A 25709-nucleotide genomic window follows, 5' to 3' on the forward strand; every position below is an offset into this window, starting at 1 on the left:
TCGGCGCCCCCTTTCCCCGTTTTTACGGGGAGAGGGTAAGGGTGAGGGGTGATCGCCTACTGGCAGGCTTCGCACTCGGGATCGTCGATGACGCAGGCCTTGCCCCATGCAGCATCGGGATCGACCACGATGGGCGCGGCGGCAGGTTTGGCAACGGCAAGAGCCGAGACGGCATTGAGCTTTCCGTCCGTGCCTTTCAGCGTCGATTTCTCGACATGCGTGGCCGAGCGCGAGCGCAGATAGTAGGTCGTCTTCAACCCCATCTTCCAGGCAAGCCGGTAAAGCTCGTCGAGCTTCTTGCCGGACGGATTGGCGATGTAGAGGTTGAGCGACTGCGCCTGGTCGATCCATTTTTGCCGGCGCGAGGCCGCCGCGATCAGCCACGCCGAATCGATCTCGAAAGCGGTTGCGTAGAGCACCTTGATATCGTCGGGGATGCGGTCGATCTGGCCGACGGACCCGTCGAAATATTTGAGGTCCGACACCATCACCTCGTCCCAGAGCCCGCGCGCCTTCAGATCATGGACGAGCTGCGCGTTCACGACCGTGAAGTCGCCCGACATGTTCGATTTGACGAACAGGTTCTGATAGCCCGGCTCGATCGATTGCGACACGCCGCAGATGTTGGAGATCGTCGCCGTCGGCGCGATCGCCATCGTATTGGAATTGCGCATGCCGGTCGTCTTCACGCGCTGACGCAGCGCGTCCCAGTCGAGCGTCGCGCCTTCATCCATGTCCACGCCCGGCCGCGCATCCTCAAGCAACTTGATCGAATCGATCGGCAGGAGGCCGCGCGACCAGAGCGAACCGTCGAAGCTCGGATAGCGGCCGCGCTCGGCGGCGAGATCGACGGAGGCCGAAATCGCGTGATAGCTGATCGCTTCCATCGACCGGTCGGCGAATTCCACAGCCGCATCCGACGCATAGGCGATCTTGAGCTTCTGCAACGCGTCCTGAAAGCCCATCAGGCCGAGGCCGACCGGGCGGTGGCGCAGATTCGAGGCGCGGGCTTCGGGGATCGTGTAGAAATTGATGTCGACGACGTTGTCGAGCATGCGCATCGCGGTGCTCACCGTCCTGGCCAGACGGTCGAAATCGAGACCGTTTTCCGTGACATGGTTGAGAAGGTTGACGGAGCCCAGATTGCAGACGGCCACCTCGTCCTTCGACGTGTTCAGCGTGATCTCGGTGCACAGATTGGACGAATGCACCACGCCGATATGGCCCTGCGGCGAGCGGATGTTGCACGGGTCCTTGAAGGTGATCCACGGGTGGCCGGTTTCGAAGACCATGGTCAGCATCCGGCGCCACAAATCGAGCGCCCGGACCTTGCGGGACACGCGCAACTCGCCGGCCGCCGCCTTGGCTTCATAGGCTTCGTAGGCGGCCTTGAAAGGCTTGCCATAGAGATCGTGCAAATCGGGCGTCTCGTCCGGCGAGAACAACGTCCATTCGCCATCCGCCTCCACGCGCTCCATGAACAGGTCCGGCACCCAGTTGGCGGTGTTCATGTCGTGCGTGCGGCGGCGGTCGTCGCCAGTGTTCTTGCGCAGGTCGAGGAACTCCTCGATGTCGACATGCCACGTTTCGAGATAGGCGCAGACCGCGCCCTTGCGCTTGCCGCCCTGGTTGACGGCGATGGCGGTGTCGTTGGCCACTTTCAGGAACGGCACGACGCCCTGGCTCTCGCCATTGGTGCCCTTGATATGCGCGCCGAGGCCGCGAACCGGCGTCCAGTCGTTTCCAAGGCCACCGGAATATTTTGCCAGCAAAGCATTGTCCTTCACGCCCTTGAAGATCGCGTCGAGATCGTCGCCGATGGTCGTCAGGAAGCAGGAGGACAGTTGAGGCCGCGTGGTGCCCGAGTTGAATAGGGTCGGCGTCGAGGCCATGAAGTCGAAGGACGACAGGAGGTCGTAGAACTCGATGGCGCGCGCCTCGCGGTCGATCTCGCGGATCGCGAGGCCCATGGCGACGCGCATGAAGAAGGCTTGCGGCAATTCGAACCGCTTGCCCTTCGTGTGCAGGAAATAGCGGTCGTAGAGCGTCTGGAGACCGAGATACTGGAAGTTCAGGTCGCGCTCCGGCTTCAGCGCGGCGCCGATGCGGGCAAGGTCGAAGCGACCGAGTTCAGGGTCGATCAGTTCCGCCTCGATGCCGGTGCGGATGAAGTCGGGAAAATAGGTCGCGTAACGCGTGCCCATATCGGCCTGCGTCGCCTGCTCCGGCCGACCCGAAACGAAGGTCAGGGCCTCGCGCCGCAACTTGTCCATCAAAAGCCGCGCCGAGACGAAAGTGTAGTTCGGCTCCTGCTCGACCATGGTGCGCGCGGCAAGGATCGGTGCAAGCGACAATTCGTCCAGCGTGATGCCGTCGTAGAGATTGCGTTTCGTCTCGCTGAGAATCGGAGCCGGCGAGACCGCTTCCAGCCCCTCGCATGCCTCGTCCACGATGCGGGCAAGGCGTGCTTCGTCCAGCGGCAGCAACGCGCCCTTCTCGCCCTTCACGTTGAGGGACGGCGCTGCGGATTGCACGGTCGCGGGCTTTTCGGCTTCACGCTCACGCGCGCGCTCGGCACGATAGAGCACATAGGCGCGGGCGACCTTGTGATGCCCTTCGCGCATCAAGGCGAGTTCGACCTGGTCCTGCACGTCCTCGATATGGAAGGTGCGGCCCTCGCCGACGCGCCGCGTCAGCGCGGAAACGACCTGATCGGTCAGGTCCTCGACGATATCGTGGACGCGGCGCGAGCCTGCTGCCGTCGACCCTTCGACCGCGAGAAACGCCTTGGTCAGCGCGACCGTGATCTTGGCCGGATCGAACGGCGTGACGCCGCCATTGCGCCGGATCAGGCGGTAGCCAGGCTCGGCCGGCGCATGCGCGACCGTTTCCGCGGCAGGTTGGATCGGGCGTGTTCCGTTGGTGTGAAGTGCGTGTGTTGCCGGCATCTCGTCCCCGTGGGTGCTGTGGACGGGATGAAGGCAAAACGCCGGCCGCGGATGAAGCATCCACGCGCCTTGCGCACCGCCGGAGCACCCCGCCCGAGGTTCGTTCACATCGTCAAGGCAGGTCTCCTGGCTCGCAGGTCGCCGCCTTTCGTCAGCCTTCCCGGTGAATCACCAGTGGCATTACTCGACGAAACGCTCGCTGCTTACAGTTGCGGGGGCAGCGCCGGATTTCCCGCTGACGGGGCACCGGCTTCCCTCTTAGCCTCCTTTGCCGAATCGGCTTCGGAAGACCCTGACGACTGCATATTGCGTTCACGCGCATGCGGTCGTCAACATATTGATGAAAAGATTCACGATCAGGCGTCGATGCTCGTCATATTGTGCGGATGTGACACGGCTCAACCGAACGCACGCGTTCAGTAACAATCCGGCAGACATGCTTCAGTTCAGTATTAATGCCGATTCTTCGAAGTTTAACCCTTCCCGGCTAACTTGCCCGTCAAATGCTCTTGGCGTGACAGGAAGTCGATGGGTCGAACGTCACCCTATAACTTCTTATTAAGCATAAAGATGTTCACGACATGCAGGGACTCCACTTGGCGGTAAAGTGCTGTGGAGCACAAAGGGTGAGGGAATGGGCGCGGGCCTGATCGACGCAGTCAAGGCAAGAATGGCGTTTCATCCGGGCGGGTTTTCCCGCACCGGCATTTCCGTCATGGGCCTGCGCATCGGCGCGGCGGGACTGGCCTTCATCGCCCAGGTGGCGGCCGCGCGGCTGGTCGGCGCGGAAGCCTTCGGCTCCTATGCGCTCGTCCTCGTCTGGTTGCTTCTGCTCGGCCATGGCGCGACGGTTGGAACGAACCAGCTCGTCTGCCGCTTCGTGTCCGCCTATCGGGCAAAGAGCGACGCGGGGGCGATGCTCGGCCTTCTCCATTTCTCGTTCGCGCTGGCGCTTGGCGTATCGGTCGCCGTGACGCTCGCCGCGCTGGCCGTCGTCCATTTCGGGCCGGCGCTTTCGCCGCAGATCATCGCGCTTGCGACGCTTGCCTTTCTGGTTATCCCCCTGCTCGTGCTTCAGGAGTTTCTCGAAGCGATCGCACGCGGTCTCGACAAGCCGCTGCTTGGCATCGGGCCAACGATGCTCCTGCGGCATCTGGCGATCATCTCCGGCGTCGGCTTCGTTTTCGTTACTGGCGGATCGGCCGACGCCGTGACCATCATGAGCTTCACCGTGGGCGGATTGGTCGCCTCCGTGGCCGTCCAGTCCCTGCTGTTGTGGGGCGAGTTGAAAACGATGCTCGCAGGCGTCAGGGCCAGCTACCAGGTCGGCTACTGGTTCAGGACCGCGCTGCCGGTCGCGTTGCTCGACGCCAGCGAAGTGCTGTTCCACAATGCCGACATCCTGATCCTCGGTCTTTTCATGCCGCCCGAGATCGTCGCCTTCTATTTCGCCGCGACGCGGCTGGCCCAGATCCTGTCCTACGTCCCTTACGGCCTTTCGGCGGCCACGGCACAGAAATATGCCGCGCTCGCGGCGCAGGGCGAGCGCGAGAAGCTCCAGAACCTCGTCTCGGCGGCGACCGCGCTGTCGACCGGGCTCGCCATCGCCGGCGCGCTGTTCCTGTGGGTCTTCGCCAGCCCGCTGCTCAACCTGTTCGGCGACGGATATGACGCGGCAGCCGCGATCGTTCCGGTCCTGTGTCTCGGCATCGTGCTCGCCTGCGCGCTCGGTCCGGGCGAAGACATTCTCACCATGATGGGCGCGGAGCGCTTGTGCGCGCTTGGGTTCTTCATCGCACTCGTCGTTAATCTGGCGCTCAACTTCGCCTTGATCCCGCTTCTTGGAATGATGGGGGCGGCGATCGCGACCGTCACCGCCCTGACCCTGCGGGGCGTCATTCTCGCCATCTTCGCCCATAGGCGGCTCGGGATCGTCCTGCCCGCAGGGTTCGGTCGCATCGCCGGTACGGCACATCAGGAGGTCCGCATATGAGCGACGCGCTTTATCAATCGACCAGCTATGCGCGGCGCGGCGCAGTCTCGGCCCGGCATGCCATGGACCTTCCATGCCGTGCCGAAATCGTCGACGCCGACGGGCTGGCGGCACTGCCCGCGGAGCACTGGAACGCGCTTTCGGCGGATGCTCTGGAAGACAATCCCTTCTTTTGCCGCCCCATGGTCATGGCGGGAATCGAAGCGCTGGGCGAGGGCAAGGGCTTGAAGGCGCTGGTCCTTCGCCCACGCAGCGGCGGGGGCCTTGCCGGCCTTTTGCCGTTCAGGGTGAAGGGCGCCGGGCCGATGGCCGTGGGCCTGCCGACACTCAATCTTTATCGGGTCGGCGGCACCCCGCTGATCGCGCGCCGCCATGCCGAAGACGCCGCTGCCACGCTTGCGCACATGATGGCCGAAGGTAAGGAATTGCCCCGGCATTGGGTGTTTCCGCACATGGTCCTCGATGGGCCGTTCATGCAGATGTTCGCGCCCAATGCGCATAAATTCGGCTATTCGACCGAGGCTGCGACGACCTACCGGCGCGCGGTGCTGACGAGATCGGCCGGCGATTTCAAGACGCATGTCGAGACGGTTATCGGCAAGAAGCGCGCCAAGGACGTGGAGCGCAATCTGCGGCGGTTGGCCGATCTCGGCAAAGTCGCGTTCGAACGCGCCACGGATTCCGAGACGGTCGCCGCCCGCATCGAAGCGTTCCTCGCGCTGGAAAATGCCGGCTGGAAGGGAGCGCGCGGCACGGCGTTCCTGTCGCGCCCAGACCATGCCGCCTTTGCCCGCGCCGCGTTCGCGCCCGGATTGGCGGTGGTTGACAGCCTCCTGCTCGACGGAAAACCGATTGCGATCAGCGTGAATATCGGCGACGGCCGCCTGCTCTTCACACCCAAATGCGCCTTTGACGAGACCTATCGCAAATACGGCCCCGGCATGGCGCTCGAATATCTGGTCGTCTCGGACTTTTTCTCGCAGGACCGCTACGACGAGATGGACGCCTCGACCACCGTCGACGGGCATGTGATCGCCAGCTTCTGGGACGGGGAAAAGACCATGGGAACTGTCGTCGCCGGACCTTGCGGTCCCCGCACGAAGTTCCTGCGCGCCGCCATCACCGCCGGCGTATCGGGCAAGGCGCGGATCAAGACGGCGCTGGGCCGTGCCTGAATCGGCGCCCTGACGTCCGGCGGTTCATCATGCCTGATCAGCAATTCCTGAATTCGCGGCCGGCTGCCTGAAGAGCCTGAAAGGCCACGTAGCGTCGGTCGTGCCTTTCCACGATGTCTCCACCGGCAGGCTCGACGAGGCTGTCCATCGACGACATGGCCCGCATGGCGCTCGCAATGTCGTCGAAACAGCGCGCCGCGACCGCGCCCAAAATGGCCGAGCCGAGCAGGACGGGTTCCTGAGAAACCACGGTGGCGACCGGCTTGCCCACCGTGTCGGCGATGATCCGGCGCGCGACGGGCGACTGTCCCGCGCCGCCGCTGATGACGATCCGCTCAATGGCCGCGCCGTGGCGTGCCTGCGTCTCCACGATCTGCCGCAGCCCGTAGCCCAGCCCGCACAGACCCGCCACGTAAAGGGCGACGAGGCTTTCCACATTATCATCCATGCCGAGCCCGGCGATGATCGCGCGCGCCTGCGGATCTGCGTAGGGGGCGCGGTTTCCGATGAATTCGGGCACGACGTGCAGGCCCCGCGCCAGATCCGCCAGATGCGACAATGGCTTGCCGCCAATCGCCTCGAGCGCCTTGCGACCGAGAAAGTCGGGCAGGGACAGACCCTTAGACCTCGCCGCAGAAGCCGCGTCGTCCCGCGCCGGGTGAAGCTTCAAAAGATGATCGATCGCCGCGCCGGCGGCGGACTGACCGCCCTCGTTCAGCCACAGGCCCGGCACCATCGCGGAATAATAGGGACCCCAGACGCCCGGCACGAAGACGGGCTGTTGCGTGGTCGTCATGGTGCAGGACGATGTGCCGAACACATAGGCTAGATTTTCGGTTACCTCACCAATCGCGCCGACGGTTCCGATACCGCCCGCATGCGCGTCGATCAGGCCCGCCGCGACGGGTGTTCCGGCCGCCAACCCCAAGGCATCCGCCGCGTCCTGCGTCAGTCCGTTTGCGAGCGCCGCGCCGGGCGTGACGACATTCTCGCCGATGCTGGAGATGTCGGCGGCGAGTTCGCCGAGGCCGATCAGGCGCAGATAGTCGAGGTCCCAGCGGTTTTCGTGGCCGACATAGTTCCATTTGCACGTCACCGTGCAGGAGGACCGCGCAAGGCTGCCCGTCGCCTTCCATGTGAGAAAATCGGTGAGGTCGAAGAAGTGATGCGCCGCGTCGAACACGGCACGCCGGTTCTCCTTCAGCCACAGAAGCTTCGGCATTTCCATCTCGGGCGAGATGACGCCGCCGACATAGCGCAGCACGTCATGTCCCGTCGCGTTGATGCGCTGCGCCTGATCGATCGCACGATGGTCCATCCACACGATGATATCGCGGTCGGGACGGTCGGCGTCGCCCACCGGCAAGCCGGTGTCGTCGTCGCCGATGACGACCAGCGAACAGGTCGCGTCGAAGCCGATCCCGACGATGTCCTTCGCGGCCACACCTGCCGTATCGATCGCCTGCCGGACGGTGGCGCAGACCGCCTGCCAGATTTCGGCGCTCGATTGCTCGACATGCCCGCCGGGCGCGCGATGGAGCGAAATGTCCTTTTTGGCGCTCGCGACGAGGTTGCCGTCCAGATCGAAAATCCCGGCTCGCGCGCTGCCGGTACCGACATCGACGCCGATCACATAACGCTTGTCCGGCATAAGGGAGGCCATGATCAAAGATCGACGCTGTTGGGCAGGATGACGAGGTCGCGGATGACGACGCCACGCGGCCGCGTGACCATGAACAAAACCGCTTCGGCGACTTCCTGCGGCTGCATCAGCGAGCCGTTCGCCAATGCCTCCTCCATTTTTTCCTTCGGCCAGTCGTCGAGCAGCGCGGTGACGACCGGGCCGGGCAGGACCGCGCCCATGCGAATGCCGTGTTGCGAAACCTGCCGCCGCGTGGCGTGCATGAACGCCTGGACTGCGAATTTCGAGGCCGTATAGACCGGCTCCCAGACGACCGGCACGACGCCGGCGACGGAGCTGGTGAACAGGATGTCACCGCTCCGTCGCCCGATCATCCCTGGGAGGATTGCGTTGACGCAGCGAAACGCTGCGTTGACGTTGAGATTGAGGACACGGTCCCACTGGTCCGGATCGCCTTCGGCCGCCGCACCGCCGACATAGGCGCCCGCATTGGCGTGGAAGATGTCGAGCGGGCCGACGAGCGCCTCGATCTCCTTCGGCATCGCCGACACCTGAGCGCCGTCGAGCAGATCGACCACCAGTGGCTTGGCCTGCGGGCCGAGATCCTCGCAGATCGCGCGTAACTGGTCGCCGGCGCGATCGATCAGAACGACCGTCGCGCCCGCCTCGATGAGACGCTTTGCGCAGGCGAGGCCGATGCCGGATGCCGCGCCGGTGATCGCCGCGGTCTTTCCTTCGAGTTGCTTCATCTGATTGTTTCCTCAGGCACGGCCATGGCTGGCGCGCGAACGCCGCGCGAGCGAATCCACGATGACCGCGATGGCCAGAACGGCGCCGGTGATCATGTAGCGAAGCGACGAGGACAGGTTGAGCAGCGTCAGCCCGTTCGAGATCGCCTGGATGACGAGCACGCCGAGCAGCGCCGACCAGGCCGAGCCGCGCCCGCCGAAGAGCGACGTGCCGCCGATAACCGCCGCCGCGATGGCGTTGAGGTTCACGTCTCCCGTGCCGGCCTGCTGGCTCGACGAGGCGAGACGCGATGCCGCGAACACGCCGCCGAGCGCGGCGAAGGTCGAGCAGACGACGAAGGCCGACAGGCGCACGCGCTTGACGTTGATGCCGGAGCGGCGTGCCGCCTCCGCATTGCCGCCGACCGCGAACAGCGAGCGGCCCCATTTCGTGCGGCGCAGCGCGTAGTCCATGACGACGACGAACAGAACGAAGACGGCGAACATCCACGGGACACCGCGCCCCTTGCCGAGATAGTAGACGGCGAAGACCAGCGCAGCCGTCAGCACGACGGCCTTGAGCACGACGACGTTCATGCCCGAGGAGGACAGATTGGCCTCGCTGCGTCGCTTCATGACGCGCAGCCCCCCGATGACGAGGATGATGCCGGGCAGGATAGCCAGCAGATAGGAGAGCCACATCGGCATGATGTAAATCTGGCCGAAGCGCACCAGCGGCGAGCCGAAAGGCAGATTGATCGAGCCCGTCGGCCCGAGGATATAGAGTTGCATGCCCAAAAGCGCGAGCAGGCCGGCAAGCGTCGCAACGAAGCTCGGCATCTCGAACCGGTTGCGCAGGAACCCGTAGGTGAGGCCGGTCAGCGCGCCCATCGTCACCGCGCCGGCGATGGCGACCGGAACGGGAAAACCGAGATGAACCCAAAGGACGCCGAGGATGGCCGACGACAGCCCGCTCATCGAGCCGATCGAAAGGTCGATCTCGCCGAGCAGAAGCACGCACACGATGCCGAGCGCGATGAAGCCGACGGCGGCAGCGTCGAACAGCAGGTTCACGAGATTGTTCGGCGCGAGAAACACCGGGTTCAGCACGCTGAAAACGGTCGAGATGATGAGAAGGCCGACGATGACCGGCAGCATGCCGAGATCGCCCGAGCGCACGCGGTCGTAGAAGATGCGGGCAGCGCCGGCGATCCTCTCGTCGTCGCGCACGCGCGCATCGGCCCGGTCGAGTTTGGTCGCGGGCTGTTTTTGCGGAGCGGTCTCGTTCATGTCACGTCCCCCGTCGCTTCCAGCTTGCGCGCCGTGCGGCGCGAAACGGAATTGTCGCTTGCGCCGGTGATGGCGGCGACCAGTTCCTCATGCGTGTTGGCGGTGGTGAAGACGCCGTTGTTACGGCCAAGGCGCAGCACGACGATCCTGTCCGCCACCGCGCGCACGTCTTCCATATTGTGCGAGATCAGGATGACGCCATGCCCACGGTCGCGCACGCGCTCGATCAGGTTCAGCACTTCGGCGGTCTGCGCAACGCCGAGCGCGGCGGTGGGCTCGTCGAGCATGATGATCTGCGGATCGAGGAGAAGCGAGCGCGCGATGGCGACGGTCTGGCGCTGGCCGCCCGACAGCGACGCGATCGGCTCGCGAACCGAAGGAATACGGGCGGCGAGTTCCTGAAGAAGCGTCCATGCACGCACCTCCATCTGCACCTCGTCGAGCCGCCAGGGCGCAAGCTCGTGACCGAGGAAGAGATTGGCGACGACGTCGAGGTTTTCGCAGAGCGCCAGATCCTGAAAGACGGTCGCGATCCCCAGTTCCAGCGCCTTGCTGGGATTGTCGAGCGTGACCTTCTCACCCAGATACTCGATCGTGCCCGTGGTCGGCTGATGGACGCCGGCCAGCACCTTGACGAGCGTGGACTTGCCCGCGCCATTGTCGCCGACAAGGGCCACCACTTCGCCGGCATTGACCTCTAGCTCGATGTCGGACAGGGCCGTTACGGCGCCGAACTGTTTCGAAACGTCGCTGAGGCGAAGAAGCAAATCCCCCTTCGCGTGCCGGGTCGCAGCTTGTGCCATGTCGTCGATCCTCCCTGGTCGCAGCGCCGGAGGGCCGGCGCCGCGTCAGTTATCTCATTCCGTGATGCCGAGTTCCGTGCAGGGCTCGGCATATTCGCCGGTGCACACTTCGGCCGCAGTCTGGATGCCCGCGTCGAAGATCAGTTCCTTGATGTTTTCGCGGGTCACGACGTCCGGAACGAAGAGCTGCGAAGGCGTCTCGTAGAGCGTCGTCTGCGCCGTCGGCGTCTCGCCCTTCATGAAGGTGACGGCGACCTCGGCGGCGGCCTTGGCCACGATCTCGGAGGGTTTGGAAATCGTATTGTACTGATCGCCCGCGATGATGAGTTGCAGGGCGGCGATGGTCGCGTCATTGCCGGTGACGGGAGGCAGCGGATCGACACCCGCCGCCTTGAGCGCGGCGATCGCGCCGCCGGCGGTGCCGTCATTGGCCGCCACGATGCCCTTGATGTCGCCGCCGAAGCGCGTGATCTGGCCGGCCGTCCATTCCTGCGCGCGCGGTGGCGCCCATTCCGGCGTATCGAACTCGGACAACGTCTCGTAGGGGGATTCCTCGAGCGCGCGGTGGATGCCGTCGCGGATGAGGCCGGCGGCCGCGTCGGTCGGCGAACCGTTGATCTGAAGCACGCCGTCGCCATCCGCGACGCCGCTTTCCGTCAGATGCTCGACCAGCGACTGGGCGATGGCATAGCCGATGCCTTCATTGTCGAAAGAGACGTAATAATCGGCCGGGGTGTCGGGAATCGGCCGGTCATAGGCGATGACCTTGACGTCCTGCGACCTTGCGATTTCGACCAGCGCAGCGGCGGCCGAGGAATCGACCGGGTCCAGCACGACGATCGTCGCGCCCTGCGCGATGACGGAGTTGAACTGTTGCTGCTGCAAGGCGACGTCGGCGTTCGCGTTCTGGTAAATCAGCGTGCAGTCCGCGCAAAGCTCCTTCATCGCGGCCTCGAAGCCCGGCCAATCGTGCTCCTCGTAGCGGGTCGAGGCCTGATCGGGCATGAGGAATGCGATGGTCGTCGCATCCTGCGCGCCGGCACCTGTCGTGCCCGTGATGAACAGGGCGGCGGCAAGCGCCGTTCCCAGGCCGAGCGAGGTTTTCGTGGATGTCATTTCCGTCTCCTCCCAATTGCCGCCGGCGTCAGCAAGAGCCATGGCGGAAAACAAAACCGCAAGTGCGAGGCATGCTCCACTCCGCCGCACTCCTTGCGCGGATGCGGATTTCGGGGCGACGCACTCTCCTCCCGATGCACGGCATTCAACGGTGCATCATCGATTGCGCATCTTTGCTCAATCGATGGAGCAAGGTTGTCACCGATGGTTTTTGCTGTCAAGTTCACTTCCGTCAAATCTGTTTGAAGAGGGTGTCGGGTGCGCGACGATCGGGCCGATGCCGGCAAGCGAACGACGATCTACGACATAGCCAAGCTCGCGGAAACGTCCGCCAGCGCGGTCAGTTCGATTCTGAACGGCTCCTGGCGAAAGCGGCGCATCAGCAAGCGCCTTGCCGACAAGGTCATCGAGATCGCGGACCGCGAAGGCTACGCCGCCAACGCGCAGGCGAGCCTTCTGCGCCGCGCACGCTCGAACATCGTCGGGATGATCGTTCCGAAATACGACAACCGCTATTTTGGCGCCATCGCCGAGCAATTCGAGGCGATCGCGCGCGCGCGCGGCCTCTTTCCGGTCGTGACCTGCACCCAAAGAGAGCCGGCGCTCGAAGTGGAGGCGGCGAAGGAGCTGATCTCGTTTCAGGCCGAATGCCTGATCGCAACCGGCGCCACCGATCCCGATCATCTGACCTCGCTGTGCCGGGCCGCTGGGGTACGCTCCATCAATCTCGACCTGCCGGGACACGACGCGCCGTCCGTCATCTCGGACAATTATTCGGGCGCCCGTGACCTCACCCGGCTCCTGTTCGACCGCTGCGAACGCGACCTCGGGTTTTCCGGGCCGCTGCATTTCGTCGGCGGACGACTGAGCGACCACAACACGGCGCAGCGGTTGCGCGGCTTTCTCGATATCCACCGCGAGCGCGGTCTGGTCGTGCCGGACCGCCATGTGCTGGTGCCCGGCTATTCGGCGGACAAGGCGGAGGAGGCCATGAAATCGGTTCTGGCGAACGAGACGATGGGGCTTTTCGTCAATTCGACGATTTCTCTGGAAGGCGTCGTCCGCTGGTTTCAAAATCGCGGTGAAGGGCGGTCGCTTGGCCTGCGCTACGGCTGCTTCGACTACGATCCATTCGCCGCCTTGTTGCCGGGCAATGTCGGCATGGTGCAGCAGGACATCGCGTCGATGCTCCACGCCGCGTTCGACCTCATTGAAGCGGGCGACCGGCCGACCGAACCGATCCTCGTGCCGTGCCTGCTCAGGGCGAGCCTTTAACATCCACTCATTTGCGGATCGTTCGGATCGCACCGCCTGAAATCAGTCCGGTCACGTCGATGAGAACCTGCGGCAGCGCAATGCCGCTGCGGCAGGCGATGTATTGCGGCGTCCAGACCGGATCGAATTTCTGCTTGAAGGCCCGCAGCCCTTCGAAATTATAGAATTCGTCGCCGCGCCGGTAGATGAAGGTGCCGATGCGGTTCCAGGTCGAGGACAGCGGATGATCGGCAAGACCGGCCAGGGGGGCCGCGCCGAGGCTGAACCAGAGATAGCCTTCGGCCTTGCCGTAGATCATCAGCCGGGCGAACAGCGCATCCATCAAAACGTGGGATACGCCCGGCCGATAGCGCATCAGGTCGATCGACAATTCGTCGCCGTCGCCGCTTCGCCACAGATTGGCGAAGGCGACGATCCGCCCGTCCCGGCGCATCACCGCGCAGTCGAACTCGCTCAGATAGTCGTCGTCGAACCGGCCGAGCGAGAAGCCTTTTTCATGGCCCGTCTTGCCGTCCATCCAGGCGTCCGACACCTCGCGCAATTCGCCGAGGATCGCCGGAACCTGTGACTTGGGAACGATGTCGAACTCGATCCCCTCGCGGCGCGCGCGGTTGTCGGCATAACGGAAAGGCTGGCGCGCCGGTCCCTCCAGCGTGAAAGCCGCAAGGTCGACGCGGGCGATCTCGCCGATCTTGAAGATCGCCATGCCCAGATCGAGATAGGTCGACAGGAATTGCGGCTGCGCCGCATAGAAGACGGCACGTCCTCCCGCCCGGTCCGCCATTTCCGCGAAGCGCCAGATCAGCGATTGCGCGGATTTCTCGTCTCCGACCGGGTCGCCCATCGTGATCCAGGAGCGTCCGTAGACGCCGTACATGACGAACGCCCTCTCGTCGCCCGAGACGACAAACGCCTTGTCGCCCAGAAGCGCGACGCAAGGCTGCGTGCCCGCAGCACTCGCCAGGATGCGCCGCACCGGATCGGGAACCGGCGTTCTTCCGGGGCGAGGCTGGGCGGGCCGGTTGATGAGCGCGTCGACGGCAAAAGCCGCGACGACGATCGCCAGCGCCAGCGAGGCCCGCAGAAAGCGCGGGGCATCTCCGTCCCAGGCGAATTGCCACCACAGCGTCTGGCGATAATCCACATGACGATAGGCGAACAGGCCCACGATCGTCGCCGAGGCGAGCACGATGACGACCAGCGCGATCCAGCCCGATGTCGGCCGGAAGGAACGCCAGTTGCCCTTGCGGTAGAAGGCGGAGCCGTTGAGGTAGAGGAGGCCGGCGAGTGCCGTCAGGATCGCAGCTTCCTCCCAGTCCAGCCCTTTCAGGAGCGAGAACGCCGCGCCGGCAAGAAGCAGAGCTATGGCGACCAGACGCGCGAGAGCGATGCGCCGGAAGAGCCCGCGCGCGATGATCAGGAGAAGAAGCCCGGTGAGGCTCGCCAGAAGGTGCGAGGCCTCGGCGAACGGCAAGGGCAGGATATCGCCCAGCACCGAAGCCCGCTCGTCGAGCGTCGGTGTCGCGCCCGAGGCGAGAAGCACGAGACCGCCGAAGAAGACCAGAGCGGTCGCGACCGGCGGCACGACCACGCCGGCCAGCGCGCCGGCCTTGGCCGAAGCCGATTTGACGCGAACGCGCGCCCGAAGCGCCTCGAAGACGAGAAGCGCCAGCGCGGCTGCGCCGAGCGGCACGAAGTAGTAGATGATGCGGAACATCAAAAGCGCGGCGATCACGTCCGGCCGCATGCCCGCGCCAAGGCCGAGCAGGATCGTCGCCTCCAGAACGCCGAGCCCGCCGGGCGCGTGGGAGATGACGCTGGCGACGATGGCGGCGACAAAGATCAGGAGAAAGGCGGCGTAGCCGGGCGCGACATCGGCCGGCAGCAGGACATAGAGCGCGGCCGCCGCGGCGCCTATGTCGACGACGCCGACGAGGATCTGGACCAGCGCGCTGCCGGGACCGGGCAGCGGGAAGCGCCAGCGAAAGATCGTCGCTTCCCCGCGTCCGAGCGCGAGCCAGACGATCCCCGAAGCGACCAGCGCGAGAATGCCCGCACCGATGATGCGGTCGGTCACCGGCGATCCGATCTGGAGCGCGGGAACACCGGCAGGTTCGAGAAGCAGTGCCGCCCCGACGATGGTCGCCAGTCCCCCGGTGAATGTCAGGAAGGAAATACCGACGATGCGCCCGACATCGGCCGCATCGAGACCGACGCTCTGGTAGATTCGGTAGCGGATCGGCCCGCCGACGAAGACATGGAAGCCGACCGTATTGGAAAAGCCGTAGCCGACGAGGCCCGCGAAGGCGGCAATCCGCGCCGGCACCTTGTCGCGTGCGACACGGCGCGTCGCCAGAACGTCGTAAAGCGACATGGCGAGAAAGCTCACGGCCGTCAGCGCGACGGAGGCGGCGATGGCCCACCAAAGCGTGGCGGCGAAGGCGGCATGGACCTCGCGCAAATGGATGCGGCCGCTGATCTCGTGGATGACGACGAAACCGATCGTCACCGCGAGCGCGCCGATCAGCGGGCCGGCAACGCGCGGTTCCAGAAGGCGCGAGAGCGCCGAGACGCGCATGTCGCCCGTCTGCCCGAGGGAGGGATCGTCGGCAGCGCTCATGGCCTTTTCCTTCACCCCCGCCTCAGTGAACCGGTGCCGCGGCCATGTTCGCCGCCGGCGCACGCATGAAAAAGACCAGCGGCATCATCAGGAATGCCGCGCCGCCGGCCAGGAAGAACACGTCCTGAAACGCCAGCATCTGCGCCTGCGCGGTCAGATGCGTAGCGATGACCGCGGCACCTTCGGGCGTCGATGGCGACAGGCCGAGCGGGCGCAGGAACGCGTCGGCGGCCGGATTGAAAGGGGTCACGTTCTGCGCCAGGTTCGCCCAGTGGATCTGCGTGCGCTGGACGAACTGCCAGCCGACGAAAGCGATGCCGATGGAGGACCCGAGCGAGCGCATGACGCCGTAGATGCCGGACGCCTCGTCCTGCTTGTCGGAGCCGATGTTCTGGAAGGCGAGCGTGGACATCGGCACGAAGAAGAGCCCCATGCCGAGCCCGGACACGACGCCGGGCCAGGCCAGGTCCCAGAAACCGGCGTCCAGATCGAGAAAGCCGAGCATCACATTGCCCGAGCCCGTCAGGCCGAGGCCGATCAGCACGAGCAGGCGGGCGTCGAATTTGCGGACCAGCACCGCACCCGTGATGACCATGGAAAACCCGGCCGCGAGCCCGCGCGGGATGAAGAGAAAGCCGGCGTCGAGGACCGGGTAGCCGAGCAGGCCCTGAACGAAGAGCGGCAACAAGGCGATGGAGCCGAACATGGCAAGGCCGAAGCCGACGATGGCGATGTTCGCGCTGGCGAAGCTGCGGTCGCGCAAAAGCGCGAAGTCGATGATATTGGCACGGTTGCCGTAGCCGTGGACGACGAAGCCGATCGCAGCCAAGAGCGAGACGGTCGCGGCGATCTGGATCGCGTGCGAGGAGAACCATTCCTTCGACTGCCCCTGATCCAGCATATATTGCAGCGTACCGATCGCGACGACCATCAGGATCAGGCCGGTCCAGTCGATCCTGACCTTGCGCGTTTCGTCCTTTTTCAGCTCACCGGAAATCATCATCAGTGCGAAGGCAGCGATCGGCAGATTGACGTAGAAGACGGCGCGCCATGAGAAATACTCCGTCAGAAGCGCGCCAATCGTCGGACCGAGCACGGGCGCGACGACCACACCGAGGCCGAACATGGCCATCGCCTGCCCCCTCTTTTCGCGTGGAAACGCATCAAAGAGGATCGATTGCGACAGCGGGATCAGGAAGGCGCCGAACAGACCCTGCCCGAGCCGGCAGAGCACCATGATTTCGACGCTCCAGGCCACGCCGCACAGCGCCGAAAATGTCGCGAAACCGACGATCGCTGTGGTGATCAGACGCCGCCTGCCGAGCCATTGCGAGAAAAGACCCGTTAGCGGCATGACGACGACTGAGGCGACGATGTAACTCGTCAGGATCCATGTCGTCTGGTCGGCGGCGATGCCGAAAGCGGCCTGCATATGCGGCAGCGCCACATTGACGATGGTCGAATCCAGAACCTCCAGAACGGCCGTCAGGACGACGGCGAGCACGACCGGCCAGCGCGCCCTGATGGCGGGCGTCTCGGGTCCGGCGGTCGCGGCCATCGTCACCTTGCCGCCTCCGTCGTATCGATGGTGACCGTGACGCTGGCGCCGACGCGAAGCTGAAGCGCCGGATCGGCGGTTTCCTCCGTCAGCCGGATGCGGACCGGAAAGCGCTGCGTCACCTTTACCCAATTGCCGGTAGCGTTCTGCGGCGGCAGCAGCGAGAAGGTCGCGCCGGAGCCGGCCCCGATGCTCTCCACCTCACCGGTGAGCTTGACGCCGGGATACATGTCGATGCTGACCGTCGCCTTCTGGCCGGGGCGAACGCGGTCCAGATCGGTTTCCTTGAAGTTGGCGTCGATCCACCACAACTCGTCCTCGACGACCGAAAAGAGCGGCAGTCCGGCCATCACTGCCTGATTGGGACGAAGGCTCAGATTGGCGACCCAGCCGGACGCCGGCGCCGTGATCGTCGCATGGTCGAGCTGCACCTGCGCCTGTCCGAGCGCGGCCTGCGCGACCTCGACGCCAGCCGTCAGCATCGCGCCGCTGCCGGCCTGCGACTGCGCCCCGGCAAGATTGGCGCGCGCGGCGCTCAGTTGAGCGGTCGCCTGCTGCTGCGCGGCGCGCAACTGGTCGACCACCGCATTGGTGACGACGCCCGTCGCCAGGAGTTGCTCGTTGCGCGTCAGCTCCGTCGTCGCTTCGGTCAGACCGGACTGAGCAGCTTCCACCTGCGCCTGCGCCGCCGCGACGTTCTGGCCGGCCGAATCCGCATTCTGCTGCGCGATCGTCAATTGTGCCCGCGCCTGATCGACGGCGAGGCGAAGATCCGTATCGTCGATGCGCAGGAGCACGTCACCGGCCGTCACATGCTGGTTGTTGACGAGATCGATCTCGCTGATCGTGCCGCTCACCTGCGGCGTCACGGTGAAGATATGGGCCTGCAGATAAGCGTCGTCGCTGGACGGGTAGAGCGTCTGGTGACGCCACCACCAGTAAAAGCCCGCCGCCAGAACCGCTATCGCCGCGAGAACAAGCAAGACCTTCAATCGGCTCATCGGAACCCGTCCCTCGCCGCCTTACGCTGCGGCATGCTATATCAATCGCGCGTTGCATTGAAGCGGGCTACAATGGCCTGCGCGAGCGTGTCATAGTCGCCGTCGAAATGATGGCCGCCCTTCGTTTCGATGACCGCGTCGGCGGGCAGATGCTCCAGCGGGCAGGAACTCGTCGCGTCGTCCGTGCCATAGATGCACAGGACCTTGTCCTGCGGCAGCGCCGCAATGGCACCCGTGACGTCATATTGCTGCTCGCCCACGACGCCGAGCCAGCCGGCCACCGTCACTTCCAGCGAGGTCGACCAGCCGGGCGCGAGCAGGCCGATGACGCGGACGCGCTCCTGAAGCGCGGCCGGCAAAAGCGGCCACGCGAGCGGCAATGCGTCCGCGCCGAAGGAGTAGCCGACGAGCATCAGGGGCCGTTCGCCTTTCGGGTCAGCCGTTGCTACGGCACGCACCAGATCGGCGGCGAATTCCTCCGGCGTGCGCTGGCGCCAGAAATAGGCGAGCGCATCGAAGCCGAGAACGCCGTAGCCGTTTCCGGCGAGCCATTCGCCCATCGTCTTGTCGAGGTCGCGCCATCCGCCGTCGCCCGACACGAAAAAGACGAGACCGGCCTCGCCGTTGCTGCCCAATTGCACCACCGGCAGGCCGTCGAAGGCCAGATCCGGCGCGGTCAGCCGGCGCAGGGCGGACGCGGCCTGAACGAGATCGGCGTCCTCGTCATGCTCGGCCAGATGGATCGTGCGCAGTCGCGCGAATTCGGTCCGCATCCCCTCAATGGCGTCATCCGGCGCGAAGACGAAGGCTTGCGCCGGCAATTCCGCTTCGATCGCGTAGCTGCGCCAGTTCCCTTCGGCCCCGGCGACTGCCGGGCCGGGACAGATCGGCAGGCGAAGCGACAACGCATTGCGATAGCCAAGGGCGATCGCACCGCCGAACGTATTGGCCGGCGCATCCGCCAGCGCCATGAAGGCGAGCGAGGCCCCTTCCTCGCGTCCGGCCAGGATCGGCTGCATGTAGGTGTCGATGCCAAGCGAGCGCTGGGCCTTCTGGGCAAGGTCGGTCAGTTCGCCGCCCAGATAAAGGCATTCGCCCCCATCCGCGTCGAGCGCTTCGCCATAGACCGCGTAATCGACCATGAGCACCGCCGCGCCCTCGTCCGCCATGGCCCGCACCGTCGCATCGTCGTCGCGATCCCAGCCGGCACGATCCGAGAAATGGATGACGAGCGCCTGGGCCGCACCTTCGGGCGCAAGGATTCGAACGTCGTTCAGGCGTCCGCTCGAAACGGTCGGGGCCTCGGCCATAGCTGGAAAACAAATACCGACGAGCGCTGCCGCAACACATCCGGACCGTTTCACCACGCCATGCATCATCAGCCCGGCCTTCGCTGCGGTTAATCTTTCAATCTAACGTGCCGTTCGAGACCTTCCAGAGCGGCTGCGATCACAGATTTGCGCGCCGGTGGATTTTCCGGAAACCGTTCCCGCCGGATTATCGCGTCGCGTACCAGCCCATTGGCATTTTTGTTTTGACTTAAGGTAAGGTTTCGATATTGTTTCGTATGCTTTCGTATTAGCGCAATCTATTGTGCAATGCGAAAGCCGGGGGCGAGGTAGCAAGATGACAGCCCATGCCGTTCATTTGCAGGACCCGGTCGACGTCTTCATCATCGGCGGCGGCATCAACGGTTGCGGCATTGCGCGCGACGCCGCCGGGCGGGGCTATTCGGTCTGCCTGTGCGAAATGAACGATCTGGCATCCGGCACGTCTTCATGGTCCACCAAGCTCGTTCACGGTGGCTTGCGGTATCTGGAACATTACGAGTTCCGACTGGTCCGCGAGGCGCTGATGGAGCGCGAGGTGCTGTGGGCCATGGCCCCGCATATCATCCGGCCGCTTCGTTTCGTTCTTCCGCACCACAAGGGGTTGCGCCCGGCATGGCTGCTGCGGCTTGGCTTGTTCCTCTACGATCATATCGGGGGACGCAAGCGACTGCCGGCGACGCGCACGCTCGACCTCACGCGAGACGAGGCGGGGAAATCCTTGAAGCCGGGCTTTTCAAAAGCCTTCGAATATTCCGACTGCTGGGTTGATGACGCGCGGCTGGTCGTCCTCAACGCCCGCGACGCGGCCGATCGCGGCGCGGATATCCGCACCCGCACGCGGCTGGTCACCGCGCGGACGGATACGGATCGCTGGCTGCTCACGCTCGAAGACCAGCGCTCCGGTGAACGGGACGAGGTTCGCGCCCGGTTTGTGGTCAATGCGGCGGGCCCATGGGTCGATCACGTCCTGGCGTCCGCCTTCGGCCTGACCGGGGTGCACAATGTGCGGCTGGTGCAGGGAAGTCATATCGTCGTCGCCAAGCTCTTCGATCACGACCGATGCTACATCTTCCAGAACGAAGACGGTCGCATCATCTTTGCGATCCCCTACGAGCAGGACTACACGCTGATCGGCACGACCGATCTCGACTATGACGGCGATCCGGGGCATGCCGGGATATCCGTGGCGGAGATCGAATATCTGTGCGCTGCCGCAAGCGAATATTTCGAAAGCCCGGTCGAGCCCGGCGACGTCGTGTGGGCTTATTCGGGCGTGCGGCCGCTTTATGACGACGGCGCGTCGAAGGCGCAGGAAGCCACGCGCGACTATGTGCTGATGCGCGAGGACGCGACCGGAATTCCGCCGCTGGTCAATATATTCGGCGGCAAGATCACGACCTATCGCCGGCTGGCCGAATCCATGATGGAAAAGATCGAAGCGGCGATCGGCGGGAAAGGCCCGCGCTGGACGTCCGGCGCAACATTGCCGGGCGGCGATTTTAACGCTGCTGGTTTCGAAACCGAAACCGCGCGGCTGCGCCGTGATTATCCGTTTTTGCCGGCGAGCCATGCCGATCGCCTGTTTCGGACCTATGGCACGAGGGCGCGCGCGATGCTGGGCGCGGCCGAAGCGACCGCCGATCTCGGCCCCCTTTTTGGCGCCGATCTTTATACGGCCGAAGTCGATTATCTCATGGCGCAGGAGTGGGCGGCGACGGCCGACGATTTGCTGTGGCGCAGGACGAAACGTGGCCTTGCCTTGACGGTTGGAGAACGCGCGGCTTTGGAGGATTATATGGAAGCAGGCGTGCAAAAACGCCGCTCGGCGGCCGGGTAGGGAGGACGACGGGCCGGTTTTCGGATCGACCTGAATTGTGCCGGCCTCAAGGTCGGCGCGGGAGGAGAAGAGAATGATCGAGTTGAAGGGCGTGACCAAGACGGTCGGCGCCGAGACCCATATCCATTCCGTCGATCTGCGCTTCGAGCGCGGCACGCTCAACGTTCTGCTCGGCCCCACTCTGTCCGGCAAGACCAGCCTGATGCGGCTGATGGCGGGGCTCGACCGGCCGACCTCCGGCACCGTTCATTTCGACGGCAAGGATGTGACCGGCGTTTCCGTTCAGAAACGCGACGTCGCGATGGTCTACCAGCAATTCATCAACTACCCCAACATGAGTGTGTACGAGAACATCGCCTCGCCCATGCGCGTCGCGCGCGTGGCAAAAGCCGTCATCGACCGTGAAGTTCGAAAGGCCGCCGAACTCCTTCGCCTGACGCCCTATCTCGATCGCATGCCGCTCAGCCTGTCGGGCGGTCAGCAGCAGCGCACGGCGCTCGCGCGCGCCATCGTAAAGAATGCGGGTCTCGTCCTTCTCGACGAGCCGCTCGCTAATCTCGACTATAAGCTGCGCGAGGAACTGCGTGCGGAACTGCCGCGAATCTTCGCCGAAGCTGGCACGATCTTCGTCTATGCGACGACAGAGCCCTCGGAGGCGCTTCTTCTGGGCGGCAACACCGCGGCGCTGTCGCAAGGCCGCGTCACGCAGTTCGGGCCGACGATCGATGTCTATCGCATGCCGGCCGATCTCATCACCGCGCAGACCTTCGCAGACCCGCCGCTCAACACGGTCGCCGCCACGAAATCGGGCTTGCGCTTCACGCTCGGCGAGGGCGCGGAACTGCCCGTGCCGGATCATCTTCGCGCGCTTTCGGACGGCAGCTATACGCTCGCCTTCCACCCGCATCATCTGAGGCTGGATGCTCCGGGCGACGGCACGCCGCCCTTGCCGGGCCGCGTCACCATCACCGAGATCACCGGGTCGGAAAGCTTCGTCCATCTGTTCTTTCAGGAGGAAAGCTGGGTTTCGCTGGTTCACGGCATCTGCCACTTCGAACCGGACGAGCAGATCGACGTCTATATCGATCCCGCGCGCCTGATGGCGTTCGACGGCCACGGCAGGGCTGCCTTGCCGCCGCCGGCACTGGCGGCGTGAGGAGAACCCCATGGCGCGCATCGACCTGAACCATATTCGCCACGCCTATTCGGCAAATCCGAAATCGGACGCCGACTATGCGCTGAAGGAAGTCCACCACGCCTGGCAGGATGGCGGCGCTTATGCCCTGCTCGGCCCGTCGGGTTGCGGCAAGACCACGCTGCTCAACATCATTTCCGGCCTGTTGCGGCCCTCGCATGGCGAAATCCTGTTCAACGGCGTCGACGTCACCCAGCTTTCGGCCGAAGAGCGCAACATCGCCCAGGTGTTCCAGTTCCCCGTCGTCTACGACACGATGACCGTCTACGACAATCTCGCCTTCCCCTTGCGCAACCGAGGCGTGCCCGCGCCCGAGATCGACCGGCGCGTGCGCGAGACGATCGAGATGATCGACCTCGTCGACTGGACGAAGCGCAAGGCGCGCGGCCTTACGGCCGACCAGAAGCAGAAGATATCGCTCGGGCGCGGTCTGGTGCGCAACGACGTCAATGCGATCCTGTTCGACGAACCCCTGACCGTCATCGACCCGCATCTGAAATGGGTGCTGCGCTCGCAGCTCAAGAAGCTTCACAAGCGCTACGGCTTCACGATGGTCTATGTCACTCACGACCAGACCGAGGCTTTGACCTTCGCCGACAAGGTCGTCGTCATGTATGAGGGCGAGATCGTTCAGATCGGCACTCCAGCCGAATTGTTCGAGCGGCCCCGCCACACTTTCGTCGGCTATTTCATCGGCTCGCCCGGCATGAACGTCCTGCCGGTCACGCTTGACGGGAACCGGGCGCATATGGGCTCGCATTCGATCAAGCTGCCCGATGGCCTGGTCGTGCGCGAGGGCGCGCGAACCGAACTCGGCGTTCGGCCCGAACATGTAAGCCTCGGGCGCGAGGGCATCCCCATCGAGGTTTCCAAGGTCGAGGATATCGGCCGTCACAGAATCGTCCGCGCCCGGCTCGAAGGGCAGGATATCGCCGTCGTCGTCCCGGAAGACGGCGAGGTTCCGGCCGATCCCAAAATCGTCTTCCAAGCCGGCCGCATCAATCTCTACGCCGATTCCTGGCGCGTTGAACCAAGGCATGGAGGGGCTTGACCGATGGACAAGGTTCACAACAACAAGGCCTGGTTTCTCGTCATTCCCGTGCTCGTGCTCGTGGCGTTTTCCGCCGTCATTCCCCTGATGACGGTCGTCAACTATTCGGTGCAGGACACGTTCGGAAACAACGTCTTCTTCTGGGCCGGCTCGGACTGGTTCGAGCAGGTCATCACCTCGCAGCGCTTCTACGGCGCGCTGGCGCGCAGCCTGACTTTCTCGCTGGTGATCCTGCTGATCGAAATTCCGCTTGGCATCTTCATCGCGCTGAACATGCCGCGCAAGGGGATCGGCGTGCCGGTCTGCCTCGTTTTGATGGCCCTGCCGCTCCTCATTCCCTGGAACGTCGTCGGCACGATCTGGCAGGTGTTCGGCCGCGCGGATATCGGGCTTCTGGGCTATACGCTGCGCTCACTCGGCATCACCTATAATTACGCGACCAATCCGACGCATGCCTGGCTCACAATCGTCATCATGGATGTCTGGCACTGGACGTCGCTCGTGGTGCTGCTTTGCTATGCCGGCCTCGTCTCGATCCCCGACGCCTATTATCAGGCGGCAAAGATCGACGGCGCCTCGCGCTGGTCCGTGTTTCGCTACATCCAGTTGCCGAAGATGAGCCGCGTGCTCCTCATCGCCGTCCTGCTGCGCTTCATGGACAGTTTCATGATCTATACGGAGCCCTTCGTCGTCACCGGCGGCGGCCCCGGCAACGCGACCAACTTCCTGTCCATCGACCTCGTCAAGATCGCGATCGGCCAGTTCGACCTCGGCCCCGCCGCGGCGATGTCGATCATCTACTTCCTGATCATCCTCGCGCTTTCCTGGGTCTTCTACACCGTGATGACCAATTACGGCACGGAGCGCTCGCGATGACCGACAGCGGAGCGACACGAATGACAGCGGTTTCCGACAGTTTGATGAGGGGCGGTGCGGCCGGCTCCGCCACCATGGCCGCGCTCGGCCAGAGCGAGGCGATCGCCCGCCGCATGCGCCGGCGCGGACGCGAGGCGCGGTTCTCGTGGCTGGTTCCCACCATCTACATCATCGTCCTGATGCTGCCGATCTACTGGCTGATCAATATGAGCTTCAAGACGAATGCCGAAATCCTGTCGACATTCTCGCTGTGGCCGCAAAATCCCACGCTGCGGAACTACGCGATCATCTTTTCCGATCCGGCCTGGTATTCGGGATATATCAACTCGATCATCTACGTATCGCTCAATACGGTGATCTCGGTCAGCGTCGCGCTGCCGGCTGCCTACGCGTTTTCGCGCTACCGCTTTCTGGGCGACAAGCACCTGTTCTTCTGGCTTTTGACCAACCGCATGGCCCCGCCGGCCGTCTTCGCGCTGCCGTTCCTGCAGCTTTATTCGTCCTTTGGACTGATCGACACCCATATCGCGGTGGCTCTCGCCCACTGCCTGTTCAACGTGCCGCTCGCCGTCTGGATCCTCGAAGGCTTCATGTCGGGCGTACCCAAGGAGATCGACGAGACCGCCTATATCGACGGCTACTCATTCCCGCGTTTCTTCGTGAAGATCTTCATGCCGCTGATCGCGTCGGGCATCGGCGTTGCCGCCTTCTTCTGCTTCATGTTCTCATGGGTGGAACTGCTTCTGGCGCGCACGCTGACGACGACCAGCGCCAAGCCGATCGCCGCGACGATGACGCGCACGGTTTCCGCCTCCGGTCTCGACTGGGGCGTACTTGCGGCCGCCGGCGTGCTGACCATCATTCCGGGCGCGCTCGTCATCTATTTCGTGCGCAACTACATCGCCAAGGGCTTTGCCCTGGGCCGGGTTTGAGGGGGAGCGGATATGAATTTCTCATGGATGGCCTGGACGCTCCCCACAGCGCTCTTCTTCATCGGCATCCTGGCGCTGCTGGTCGCAATGGGCGTGTGGGAATATTTCTCGCCCGGCGGCAATCCGCGCGTCGGCATCCTGCGCTTCGAGACGACGCGCGGCGACCGGCTGTTCCTGTCGCTTCTGGGCGCAGCATTCATTCATCTCGCATGGCTGGGCCTCGTCGGCCCGGACCTGTGGTGGGCTCTGGCCTTGTCGGTGGTCTACGCGATCGGCGTATTCCGCCTGGTTTAGGAAGAGGAATTCCGGCGACATGTGCCGGGAAACGGGACGGCAAC

At 64.3% G+C, this 25709-nt stretch carries 19 protein-coding genes and 1 riboswitch; of the genes, 9 read left to right on the top strand and 10 right to left on the bottom strand.

Features of this window, described 5'->3' with window-relative positions; all coding sequences use genetic code 11:
- Positions 1-56 precede the first annotated feature (56 nt).
- Positions 57-2948: a ribonucleoside-diphosphate reductase subunit alpha gene (locus GTW25_RS07940; protein ID WP_252911520.1), complete on the bottom strand. Its 2892-nt coding sequence runs from the start codon at positions 2946-2948 to the stop codon at positions 57-59.
- Positions 2949-3047: 99 nt separating this feature from the next.
- A riboswitch (cobalamin riboswitch) is annotated at positions 3048-3258 on the bottom strand.
- Positions 3259-3618: 360 nt separating this feature from the next.
- On the opposite strand from GTW25_RS07940, the gene GTW25_RS07945 reads away from it, so the two are divergent.
- Complete coding sequence (locus GTW25_RS07945; RefSeq protein ID WP_252911521.1) at positions 3619-4941, top strand: MATE family efflux transporter; 1323 nt, start codon at positions 3619-3621, stop codon at positions 4939-4941.
- Positions 4938-6116 (top strand): GNAT family N-acetyltransferase, encoded by a 1179-nt coding sequence (locus tag GTW25_RS07950; RefSeq protein ID WP_252911522.1) that lies wholly within the window; start codon positions 4938-4940, stop codon positions 6114-6116. The genes GTW25_RS07945 and GTW25_RS07950 overlap by 4 nt, the downstream gene beginning before the upstream one ends.
- A gap of 37 nt (positions 6117-6153) precedes the next feature.
- Here GTW25_RS07950 and GTW25_RS07955 read toward each other — a convergent pair whose 3' ends face one another.
- The 5 genes from GTW25_RS07955 to GTW25_RS07975 are packed head-to-tail and all read right to left on the bottom strand — an operon-like array spanning position 6154 to position 11695.
- A complete protein-coding gene (locus tag GTW25_RS07955) occupies positions 6154-7779 on the bottom strand; it encodes an FGGY-family carbohydrate kinase (protein WP_252911523.1) in 1626 nt (541 codons plus the stop codon).
- A 2-nt stretch (positions 7780-7781) separates the two neighbouring features.
- Complete coding sequence (locus GTW25_RS07960; RefSeq protein WP_252911524.1) at positions 7782-8507, bottom strand: SDR family oxidoreductase; 726 nt, start codon at positions 8505-8507, stop codon at positions 7782-7784.
- A gap of 12 nt (positions 8508-8519) precedes the next feature.
- Positions 8520-9776, bottom strand: coding sequence for a sugar ABC transporter permease (locus GTW25_RS07965; RefSeq protein ID WP_252911525.1), 1257 nt, complete (start codon positions 9774-9776; stop codon positions 8520-8522).
- Positions 9773-10579: an ATP-binding cassette domain-containing protein gene (locus GTW25_RS07970; RefSeq protein WP_252911526.1), complete on the bottom strand. Its 807-nt coding sequence runs from the start codon at positions 10577-10579 to the stop codon at positions 9773-9775. The genes GTW25_RS07965 and GTW25_RS07970 overlap by 4 nt, the downstream gene beginning before the upstream one ends.
- 54 nt (positions 10580-10633) lie before the next feature.
- Positions 10634-11695, bottom strand: coding sequence for an ABC transporter substrate-binding protein (locus GTW25_RS07975; RefSeq protein WP_252911527.1), 1062 nt, complete (start codon positions 11693-11695; stop codon positions 10634-10636).
- 258 nt (positions 11696-11953) lie between these two features.
- Between GTW25_RS07975 and GTW25_RS07980 the strand changes: the two genes are divergently transcribed.
- Positions 11954-12970, top strand: a complete 1017-nt coding sequence (locus tag GTW25_RS07980) for a substrate-binding domain-containing protein (RefSeq protein WP_252911528.1) — start codon at positions 11954-11956, stop codon at positions 12968-12970.
- Between the two features lie 7 nt (positions 12971-12977).
- Here GTW25_RS07980 and mprF read toward each other — a convergent pair whose 3' ends face one another.
- From mprF to GTW25_RS08000, 4 genes are read right to left on the bottom strand one after another with little or no spacing between them, the layout of a single operon-like run.
- Positions 12978-15590: a bifunctional lysylphosphatidylglycerol flippase/synthetase MprF gene (gene mprF / locus GTW25_RS07985; RefSeq protein ID WP_252911529.1), complete on the bottom strand. Its 2613-nt coding sequence runs from the start codon at positions 15588-15590 to the stop codon at positions 12978-12980.
- Between the two features lie 22 nt (positions 15591-15612).
- Positions 15613-17148 carry a DHA2 family efflux MFS transporter permease subunit gene (locus GTW25_RS07990; protein ID WP_252912041.1) on the bottom strand — a complete coding sequence of 512 codons (1536 nt, stop codon included), beginning with the start codon at positions 17146-17148 and terminating at the stop codon, positions 15613-15615.
- A 2-nt stretch (positions 17149-17150) separates the two neighbouring features.
- A complete protein-coding gene (locus tag GTW25_RS07995) occupies positions 17151-18149 on the bottom strand; it encodes an HlyD family secretion protein (RefSeq protein WP_252911530.1) in 999 nt (332 codons plus the stop codon).
- A gap of 41 nt (positions 18150-18190) precedes the next feature.
- A complete protein-coding gene (locus GTW25_RS08000; protein WP_252911531.1) occupies positions 18191-19459 on the bottom strand; it encodes an AcvB/VirJ family lysyl-phosphatidylglycerol hydrolase in 1269 nt (422 codons plus the stop codon).
- A gap of 316 nt (positions 19460-19775) precedes the next feature.
- Between GTW25_RS08000 and glpD the strand changes: the two genes are divergently transcribed.
- The 6 genes from glpD to GTW25_RS08030 all read left to right on the top strand — a co-directional run bounded on the left by glpD (position 19776) and on the right by GTW25_RS08030 (position 25665).
- The gene (gene glpD / locus GTW25_RS08005) at positions 19776-21317 is read left to right on the top strand and encodes a glycerol-3-phosphate dehydrogenase (RefSeq protein ID WP_252911532.1); all 1542 of its coding nucleotides are present in this window, start codon (positions 19776-19778) and stop codon (positions 21315-21317) included.
- Between the two features lie 73 nt (positions 21318-21390).
- Positions 21391-22473 (top strand): ABC transporter ATP-binding protein, encoded by a 1083-nt coding sequence (locus tag GTW25_RS08010; RefSeq protein ID WP_252911533.1) that lies wholly within the window; start codon positions 21391-21393, stop codon positions 22471-22473.
- A 10-nt stretch (positions 22474-22483) separates the two neighbouring features.
- Positions 22484-23563 carry an ABC transporter ATP-binding protein gene (locus tag GTW25_RS08015; protein ID WP_252911534.1) on the top strand — a complete coding sequence of 360 codons (1080 nt, stop codon included), beginning with the start codon at positions 22484-22486 and terminating at the stop codon, positions 23561-23563.
- Positions 23564-23566: 3 nt separating this feature from the next.
- Entirely contained in the window at positions 23567-24439 is an 873-nt protein-coding gene (locus GTW25_RS08020; protein ID WP_252911535.1) for a carbohydrate ABC transporter permease, read from the top strand.
- A 113-nt stretch (positions 24440-24552) separates the two neighbouring features.
- Positions 24553-25371 (top strand): carbohydrate ABC transporter permease, encoded by an 819-nt coding sequence (locus GTW25_RS08025; protein ID WP_252912042.1) that lies wholly within the window; start codon positions 24553-24555, stop codon positions 25369-25371.
- A 12-nt stretch (positions 25372-25383) separates the two neighbouring features.
- Positions 25384-25665: a DUF2160 domain-containing protein gene (locus GTW25_RS08030; protein ID WP_252911536.1), complete on the top strand. Its 282-nt coding sequence runs from the start codon at positions 25384-25386 to the stop codon at positions 25663-25665.
- Positions 25666-25709: the final 44 nt, after the last annotated feature.

The sequence above is a fragment of the Aliihoeflea aestuarii genome (assembly GCF_024105665.1).
GTDB classification, from domain to species: Bacteria; Pseudomonadota; Alphaproteobacteria; order Rhizobiales; family Rhizobiaceae; genus Aliihoeflea; species Aliihoeflea aestuarii.